Genomic DNA, 8,420 nt, shown 5'->3' on the forward strand with positions numbered 1-8,420 from the left:
TATCATTTTCATCAACGACTGGGGTTCGCACCTTGAGACACTGCTGCCAACCGGCGCAGTCGATATGGCGTTCCCTTGGTTCCGGCCAGATTGTGACCGGATCGAAAACCTTGGTCCGGCCAGCGCCTACCGCTGCACAGAGTTCAATCACTCCGACCCGTTCTACGAAATCATCGTGGATTTCTACACGCTCAACGGCAGCGAATATGCCAACGCCCAAAGCACCGACGACTTGATGGGTGCGCGCGTTTGCCGGCCCGAGGCGTGGTTCATGTTCGATCTGGAAGCTTCACAACTTGTCGAGCCGAACATTACCTACGTGACGACGGTGGCACAGAACGGCTGCTTCCAGCTTTTGAAGGATGGCGAAGTCGATATCGTGACCTATGATGCGCTGCCCGCCGAAGAGGACATCCGTTCTGCCGGTATGGAAGACAGTGTTGCTACGCTGGAATCGCTGCGCGGGACCGTGTCGTCACATATCTTCGTGTCAAAGACCAACGCTTTCGCCAACGAAGCCCTGCCAATCATCAACGCAGGTCTGGAAGAACTGCGCCTGTCGGGTGAATGGTTCAACATCGTGCGTGAAAGCATTCAGGAAACTGTCCAAAACTAAGCAGTCATCCCTCGGACTGCACTTCAGTGGCCCCGCGTTCCCAAGGCGCGGGGTCATTTTTTGTCGTGAAGGTAAGAACGGACAGCGTGTCAGATACCGGTGCCCTGCAACACACCATTCTCCAACGCATAGCGCGTCAGGCCGGCGGTCGAGCTTATCCCCAGCTTGCGTTTGATGTTGTTGCGATGGGTTTCGACAGTGCGCACTGAAATGTTCAGCGTGTTCGCGACATCCTTGTTGGATTGCCCCTGCGCCAGTTCCAGCAAGATCGTCTGTTCGCGGCTGGTCAGCGTTTCGCGCCCGTCGCTGGTCTTGGGCAGGAGCGAGCCTTTCGCCCCTGTGCAAAGGTATTCGTTCCCACCCATCACCGTTTCGATCGCGGTATAGATTTCCTCGGTCGGGACGTCCTTGAGGATATATCCGCGTGCCCCGTGGCTGAGTGCGGTCGAGATGTACTCGGGGCTGTCATGCATGGACAGGATCAAGATCCGTGTTTCAGGGCGCTTTTCAAGGATCATCTCGGTGGCGTTCAGCCCCGACAGCCCCGGCATGTTCAAGTCCATCAAGATCACATCCGGGGACAATTCGTTCACGCGGTCAACCGCTTCCTGCCCATTGCCCAAAGTGGCGACGACCGCGATGTCTTCGTAGCTTTCGAGCAGGGATTGAATACCTTCGGCGACCATCGGATGGTCATCGACAATAACGACACGGGTCGTCATGCGCTTTCCTTTTTCGGGTTTTGGGGCCGCAGCAAATGGCTCAACGGGACCTGTGCCTCGATCACTGTTCCGGTCCGGCCCGTGCGTGCGGACAAAATGCGCAACGTGCCACCCAACTGTTCGATACGTTCCTGCATGTTACGCAAACCCAAGCCTACATTCTGGTGACGGTCCGGACAGGGCCAGATCATGCCGATACCATCATCCTTGATCCGCAGCATACCCCCGTTGCGGTGCCCCTTGAGGACAACCTGCACGTTCTTTGCATCGGCGTGGCGTTCAATGTTGTTCAGGGCTTCCTGTGCGATCCTGTAAAGCGCGATCCGTGCTTCTTCGTCCAGACGGTTGCGGAACACGACGGTTTCAAATTCGGTCGTGATTCCGGTGCGGGCGGTGAAATCATCCGTCAGCGATTGCAGCGCCGGACCAAGGCCCAGATCATCCAGAACACCGGGGCGCAGGTCGCGGCTGATCCGGCGGACTTCCTGAATCGTGGACCCAAGGCCGTCGATCCCCTTGTTCAGGCTTTCGCTGACGGCGCAATCGCCGCCCAGCTTGCGCCGCGTCAGTTCCAGCGCATAGCGCACACCGACCAGCATCTGGCTGATCCCATCATGGAGTTCGCGCGCAACCCGCCCGCGTTCTTCTTCCTGGGCGTCGATGATCCGCTGGGTCAGCTGTTTGAGTTTTGCATCGGCAAGGCGGCGTTCGCGCAGGTTCAGGAGTATGCCTGTCACGAAAACAACCAGTAACGCGGCCACGGCGATCCCGAGGATATAATAGGTGGTATTTCTGATCCGTGTTTCCACGTCGGCACGGGTGGCGGCCACGTTTTCAAGGATGTCGCCGATAAAAATGCCAGTGCCGACAACCCAGCGCCAGTCTTGGAGGCCGTTGACATAGACGATCATCCGCTCTGTTGTGCCGGTCGAGGGTTTCGGCCAGTCAAAGCTGTGATAACCACCACCGGTGCGGGCGATGCGGATTAACTCGTCGGTGATTGCGGTGCCGTTGGGGTCAGTCAGACCTGTCCAGTTTTTACCGATCAGATGGGTCTGGCGCGGGGCGACAAGGTTTTTGCCGTCGTAGTCAAAAACGAAAAAGTAACCGTCCTGTCCATAAAGCATCGCGGCCAGTGCGCGGGTCACGGCGAGTTTTGCATCAGCGTCATCGGGGGCGGCGCGGCCATAGGTATTCACGACAGCCGTCCGTGCGATTGAAAGGTAATTTTGCAACTCGGCGCGTTTTGTCGCGATCAACTGCGCCTCGAGCGCCTGGATCTCGCGTTCGGCAAGCTGTCGTGATTGAGAACTGACAACCAGTGTTATCAAAAAGACGGCAGCGATCAGGGGCAGGGTGGCCAGAAGAAAGACCTTCTGTCCGTAGCTAATGCCGATCATGTTACGCAAACGCGAAAGCAGGGCTGTCATGGGCAGATCGTTAGCCAAGAATCGCAGCCGAATCAAATGCCAAGACGGGTGTGACGACGTAAATCTTGCGACGGTTAGCGCGTAAACCTTGTGGAGAATTGGTCAGAAAATGTGACAAAACGCGATTTCTACGCAGTACTACGTATTCCACCTCGCAAAGGGCCGCGCTAGTGTTGGGGCACGAAATCCATCTGTGGGCACGTGGAGGTGTCCCGCATTGATGTAACACCCGGGAGGATACTTATATGGATCGTCGTTCATTTCTAAAGAATTCAGCACTTGGTGGTTCTGCTGCCGCTGCGACAGCACTGGCGGCACCTGCATATGCGCAAGGCAACCGCACGCTGACGCTGGTCACGACATGGGGCCGCGGCCTTGCCGGTGTGCATGACAGCGCCCAGTACTGTGCAGATGCGATTACCGCAATGTCAGGCGGCAGTCTCACCGTTGATCTCAAGGCGGCCGGCGAACTTGTTGGCGCGTTCGAGGTGTTCGACGCGGTGACCGCAGGGCAGGCCGATATGTACCACGGCGTTGACTACTATTTCCTGGGTCAACATCCGGCACTGTCGTTCTTCTCTCAGATTCCGTTTGGCATGACCTTCATGGAATATGCCAACTGGTTCGACCACGATGGCGGACGGGAACTTTCTGACGAGTTGTATTCCATTTTCGGCCTCAAGGCGTTTTCCGCAGGTAACACAGGCCCGCAATCGGGTGGTTGGTTCGCCAAGGAAATGAACAGCCCGGAAGATTTCCAGGGTTTGAGATTCCGTATGCCCGGTCAGGGTGGTCAGGTGTTGGGCAAGCTTGGCGCAAGCGTCCAGAACCTGCCGGGTGCAGAAGTGTATCAGGCGCTGGCCTCCGGCGCGATCGACGGCACCGAATGGATCGGGCCATGGGCTGACGAAAAGGCCGGTTTCCAGGAAATCACGAAGTTCTACTACACGGCAGGCTTCCACGAGCCCGGCCCGAACCTGAACCTGACCATGAACCTTGACGTCTATGACAGCCTGTCACCGCAACATCAGGCAGTCGTCGAAAATGCAACGCGTGCGTCGAATATCTGGACGATGTCGCTGTTTATGGCGAACAACTCGGCTGCGCTGCAACGCTTGCAGGCGGGTGGCGTACAGGTTCTGCAATTCCCCGATGCGATCTGGGATGCTTTCGGCACTGCGGCTGACGAGGTTGTGGCCGAGAACATGGATGACGAAATCTATGCAAACTGCCACGAGAGCTATTTCCGGTCGATGGAAAGTTCCGCCGCGTGGAGCTCGCGCTCTGAAGGCGAATTCACGGCGCAGCGTAACCGCGTCCGAGGTTAAGTCTCGGGTTTGACAAAAACCGATGTGAAGGGCCGCAGCGTCAAAATGCGGGCCTTCGCACCCCCCCGTATCTGCCTTTGGCGGGTGCTTTATCAAACGAACGATGAAGGATGACGATGGGACTGGTCGACGCTTGGGGCGGTAATGCCATAGGATGGTTTTTCGCCCATCTGATTGAAGCCTTCTACAACTTCTTTTACGCATTGCTGCATCCCGGCGAATGGCTTGCATGGTTGCCTACAATCAACGGGCCCATGGACACCGAGGCAAAAGAGGCGTTGGCGCGGTTTATCTACTATGGCGCTTCTGTCGAATTTTTCTTTGTGGTCTTCGCGATCTTTCTGGTCGTGACGATTATCGGGTTTTTCAACAACAATTTCATGTGGGGCTGCGTGCGTGGCCTTGAGGGTTTTGCAAACGTGGTCGGACGGACCGCCGCATGGGCAGGCCTGCTCATGGTCCTTCAGCAAATCGTCATTGTCTTCCTGCAACGGGTTTTCGCGGTCTCCGAAATCGGGATCGGTATCGGTGTGACGTTTTCCAAGGACGTGAGCTGGTGGTCGGAAGAACTCAAGCTTTACAACGCGATGATCGTCACGCTTTGTGCGTCGTATACCTTTGTGCAGGGCGGCCATGTGCGGGTCGACCTTATCTATGCAGCGATCAGTTATCGTGCGAAACGGGTCGTCGACATGATCGGATCTTTGGTACTGATGGTGCCCGCCGCGATCCTGACATGGCTTTACGGCTGGTTCTTTCTGTGGCGCCACCTTGTGGTTCCCAACCCGTCGGCCTCGGACACGCTGGACCGCCTGCTGACCAAGGCCCGCGCGTTGCGCTGGAATATCGAAACCATCGGGTTCTCGCCCAACGGCTTTAACGCCTACTTCCTTTTCAAGGTCTTGTTGGTGGCCTTTACCGCAATGATCCTGTTGCAGGCCGTCGCCTTTTTCTACCGCTCCTATCTGGAGTGGAAAGAAGGGCCGGACAGCGAAAACAAATTCCTCGACAAAGACAAGACGGGCGATGAAATCGCCGACCTTGTCGCAAAAATTCACTGAAGTAGGGCGGTAGACACATGCTTTTCGGATTAGATGGCATCGAAGTCGGTATCATTATCGTCTTTCTTACCTTGTTCGCAGGAATTCTTTCGGGGTTCCCGGTCGCCTTTGCAATCTCGGGCTCTGCGGTGATTTCATTCGCGATCATCGCCGGCCTCGATAGTGCGGGTTTGTTGATCCATGCCGCGGTCGACACCGGTTCGGCCGAATACGCGGGATTGATTGCCGAAGGGGTCCGGCCGGATGCAATCTCGGTCTTCAGATACCCCGAATTGCCACGCTACGAGGACGTGCTGTTCCCCAGCGGCTGGGAAGTCGCGCTGGATCGTAACATCGGCTTTATGGTCAACCGGATGAACGAACGGGTTCTGGCGGGCCAGTCGATTGAAACACTGCTGGCCGTGCTGATGTTCGTCATGATGGGCATCGTGCTGGAGCGGTCGCGCATCGCCGATGAACTGCTGACGACGATGGCCAAGGTCTTCGGCCCGCTGCCGGGTGGTCTGGCCGTATCTATCGTGATTGTGGGGGCTTTCCTTGCGGCTTCGACCGGCATCGTCGGTGCGACTGTCGTGACCATGGGCCTGCTGGCACTGCCGACCATGCTCAAGAACGGGTATTCGCCGCAGCTTTCTACCGGTGTGATCGCCGCGTCGGGGACCTTGGGCCAGATCATTCCGCCCTCCATCGTGATCGTTCTTTTGGGGACGCTGGCAGGTGATCTTTATTCGACGGCACAGGAAGAACGGGCGCAGCTTGCCGGTTGTTCGGACGCACTGACCTATCTGGGCGAACCTGCGGTCGTGTCCGTCGGCACGCTGTTTCAGGCGGCGCTGCTGCCGGGGATCATGCTCGCGGTGCTTTATGCGGGCTATGCGTTCATCTTTGCTCTCTTTAACCCGTCCAAGGCGCCGCCTGTGCAGTTTGCAGACAGCACCGGTGGCGAAGTGATCACCCGCAATGACAGCCTTACGTGGTTTCTTGCGGTGCCCGTGGGCATCATCGGTCTGGCGATCGGCATGGGGCAGACGAACCTTGTCGGCAGCCAGTCGGTGATCGTCGACAGCTTTACCGCGTCGGGGCAGACGGCATCGTTGCGCACCCGCGTCAGCGAGGAATGTGCCGTCGCCATGCAGGAATTGCACGGTGAGCAAGCATGGCAGCAGGCCTTGGACGAACAAGCGGTCATTGAATCCGCAGGCGGTGTCGAGCAGGCCCGCGAACTGTCGCCCGAAGAGCGCGCAGAGCGTGTGGTGCAGAAGGCCGATGCCGCTGCGCCGATTGGCACGGGTATCGCGATTTTCGCCGTGTTAATGGGGCTGACGCTGGCAATTGCACGGGGGGTGGCACCCAGTGCTGACGCGCGTCCGCTGATCATCGGTGCGGCGGGTGTGGGATTGGTTCTGTTGACCGATATCCTGCTCATCTCGCCGCTGACGACGCCGGGGCAAACGACGCTCTTGCTGGTGATCCCTACGCTGATCGCCTTCTACGGTTTGCGGTTTGCAGCCAAACTGCTGGCCGGAAACGAGATCTTGCGCGTGGTTTTCCCGCCGCTTGTCCTGATCGTCGCGGTGCTCGGCTCAATTCTGGGTGGTATCACGAATCCGACGCCTGCAGCCGCGCTGGGTGCCGGTGGTGCCATCCTGCTGGCGGCATACCGCAAGCGGAAAGATCAGGAGCGGTCCGGTCGCATGGTGCTGCTCACGGCGGGGGCCATTGTGGTGATGCTGCTGATCGGGGTGAACTTCGACATGCGCCTTGGACAAGAGGTTGTCCTGTTCGAGAACCGTCTGGCCTATCTGGCGGCTTTCGGCTGCTTCCTTTTCGCGCTTTTCGGTCTGCTCTGGTCCTGCTGGGTTCTGATCGACGGCGGTGTTCTGGCGCCGGTTGTGCGTGAAACCGCGAAGGTGACGTCGATGGTATTCACCATTCTGATCGGGTCGCAGCTTTTGAACCTCGTGCTGATCTCTTTCGGGGGCGAACATTATATCCAGCAGTTTCTGCGGTCCTTCGACAATGAATGGACGGTGTTCCTGCTGGTGATGCTGGTGCTCTTCATTCTGGGCTTCGTGCTTGATTTCCTTGAGATCATCTACATCGTGATCCCGATTGTCGGGCCGGTGATCTATGGCGGGTCGTTTGACCCCAAATGGGTGACCATCATGATTGCGGTGAACCTGCAAACCTCCTTCCTGACGCCGCCCTTCGGCTTTGCGCTGTTCTATCTGCGCGGGGTCGCGCCCAAGTCGATCACGACGGGGCAGATCTACAGGGGTGTGTTGCCGTTCATTGGTATTCAGGTCTTTGGATTGCTGATCTTGGCATTCTTCCCGGCGGTTGTGACGATTGTGCCGAACCTGTTGAATTAGGGCCGGAGCCATAAACAAATGGGGCGGTGCCGATGGCGCCGCCCTTTTTCGTTTGTGATGACGGGATCAGCTACGTCCGTCCGGCAGATGGATCCGCGCGACCTGCTCTGCGATGGGATCGGTCGATAACGGATGCATATCGGCGGAATAGGCGGCGGGATCGGTGACGGCGTTCCAAACCCCGTTGCGGTAAACCTCAAGCCCTTTGTACTTGGCCTTGTAATCCATCTTGGGGCTGCCGGGCACCCAATAGCCCAGATAGACATAAGGCAGGCCCAATTCACGGGCGATGGCGATGTGGTCAAGGATCACATAGGTGCCAAGCGACAGTTTGTCGTTTGCGGGATCAAAGAAGGAATAGACCATCGACAACCCGTCATCGAGGATATCGGTCAGGCAAACGGCGGTCAGGTGGTCTGCGTCGGTATATTCGATCAGCCGGGAACGGATCGGCGTTTCTTCGACCATGGCCGCAAATTCGAACATATCCATGTCGGCCATCCCGCCGGTGGCATGGCGGCCATCAAGATATTCGCGGAACAGGGCGTACTGCTCTTCGGTGGCCCAAGGCGATGTTGCGCGGCGGTGCAGGTGGGCGGCGCGTCTGGCGACACGGCGCTGGCTGCGGCTGGGTGAAAACTTGGACACATTGATGCGGGCGGACATGCAGGCTGAACATTCCGCACAGGATGGGCGGTAAAGGACGTTCTGCGACCGGCGGAACCCCTGCTTTGAAAGGCTGTCATTCAGCTTGGTCGCCATATCGCCTTGCAACGCGGTGAACAATTTCCGCTCCATCCGGCCCGCAAGATAAGGGCAGGGCTGGGGGGCAGTCACATAGAACTGCGGCGCAATTGGCAGTGTGTGGCGCATGGAACATCCGGTTGGTTT

General features: G+C 57.8%; 7 protein-coding genes. 4 read left to right on the forward strand and 3 right to left on the reverse strand.

Translation table 11 applies throughout. The annotated features are described in order from the left end of the window. The coding region (locus R6T97_RS11720) for a substrate-binding periplasmic protein (protein WP_410349474.1) at positions 1–616 on the forward strand (616 nt) is incomplete at its 5' end. 89 nt (positions 617–705) lie between these two features. Here the strand turns inward: R6T97_RS11720 and R6T97_RS11725 are convergent. Both R6T97_RS11725 and R6T97_RS11730 read right to left on the reverse strand, forming a co-directional pair. Then, a complete protein-coding gene (locus R6T97_RS11725) occupies positions 706–1,338 on the reverse strand; it encodes a response regulator (RefSeq protein ID WP_410349475.1) in 633 nt (210 codons plus the stop codon). Further along, positions 1,335–2,768, reverse strand: a complete 1,434-nt coding sequence (locus tag R6T97_RS11730; protein ID WP_410349476.1) for a cache domain-containing protein — start codon at positions 2,766–2,768, stop codon at positions 1,335–1,337. The genes R6T97_RS11725 and R6T97_RS11730 overlap by 4 nt, the downstream gene beginning before the upstream one ends. A gap of 245 nt (positions 2,769–3,013) precedes the next feature. On the opposite strand from R6T97_RS11730, the gene R6T97_RS11735 reads away from it, so the two are divergent. The 3 genes from R6T97_RS11735 (at position 3,014) to R6T97_RS11745 (ending at position 7,529) form a co-directional block, all read left to right on the forward strand. Then, positions 3,014–4,096 carry a TRAP transporter substrate-binding protein gene (locus tag R6T97_RS11735; protein WP_410349477.1) on the forward strand — a complete coding sequence of 361 codons (1,083 nt, stop codon included), beginning with the start codon at positions 3,014–3,016 and terminating at the stop codon, positions 4,094–4,096. A gap of 116 nt (positions 4,097–4,212) precedes the next feature. After that, positions 4,213–5,157, forward strand: coding sequence for a TRAP transporter small permease subunit (locus R6T97_RS11740; RefSeq protein ID WP_410349478.1), 945 nt, complete (start codon positions 4,213–4,215; stop codon positions 5,155–5,157). A gap of 17 nt (positions 5,158–5,174) precedes the next feature. Continuing rightward, a complete protein-coding gene (locus R6T97_RS11745) occupies positions 5,175–7,529 on the forward strand; it encodes a TRAP transporter large permease subunit (RefSeq protein ID WP_410349479.1) in 2,355 nt (784 codons plus the stop codon). Between the two features lie 66 nt (positions 7,530–7,595). Here the strand turns inward: R6T97_RS11745 and R6T97_RS11750 are convergent, their stop codons facing one another. Beyond that, the gene (locus R6T97_RS11750) at positions 7,596–8,402 is read right to left on the reverse strand and encodes an arginyltransferase (RefSeq protein WP_410349480.1); all 807 of its coding nucleotides are present in this window, start codon (positions 8,400–8,402) and stop codon (positions 7,596–7,598) included. Positions 8,403–8,420: the final 18 nt, after the last annotated feature.

The sequence above is a fragment of the Yoonia sp. genome (assembly GCF_046498525.1).
Classification (GTDB): Bacteria; Pseudomonadota; Alphaproteobacteria; order Rhodobacterales; family Rhodobacteraceae; genus Yoonia.

Bases quoted from the DNA above. Each gene is read 5' to 3' on its own strand.
- R6T97_RS11735 (WP_410349477.1), top strand. From the start codon at position 3,014: ATGGATCGTCGTTCATTTCTAAAGAATTCAGCACTTGGTGGTTCTGCT.
- R6T97_RS11750 (WP_410349480.1), bottom strand. From the start codon at position 8,402: ATGCGCCACACACTGCCAATTGCGCCGCAGTTCTATGTGACTGCCCCC.
- R6T97_RS11730 (WP_410349476.1), bottom strand. From the start codon at position 2,768: ATGACAGCCCTGCTTTCGCGTTTGCGTAACATGATCGGCATTAGCTAC.
- R6T97_RS11740 (WP_410349478.1), top strand. From the start codon at position 4,213: ATGGGACTGGTCGACGCTTGGGGCGGTAATGCCATAGGATGGTTTTTC.
- R6T97_RS11725 (WP_410349475.1), bottom strand. From the start codon at position 1,338: ATGACGACCCGTGTCGTTATTGTCGATGACCATCCGATGGTCGCCGAA.
- R6T97_RS11745 (WP_410349479.1), top strand. From the start codon at position 5,175: ATGCTTTTCGGATTAGATGGCATCGAAGTCGGTATCATTATCGTCTTT.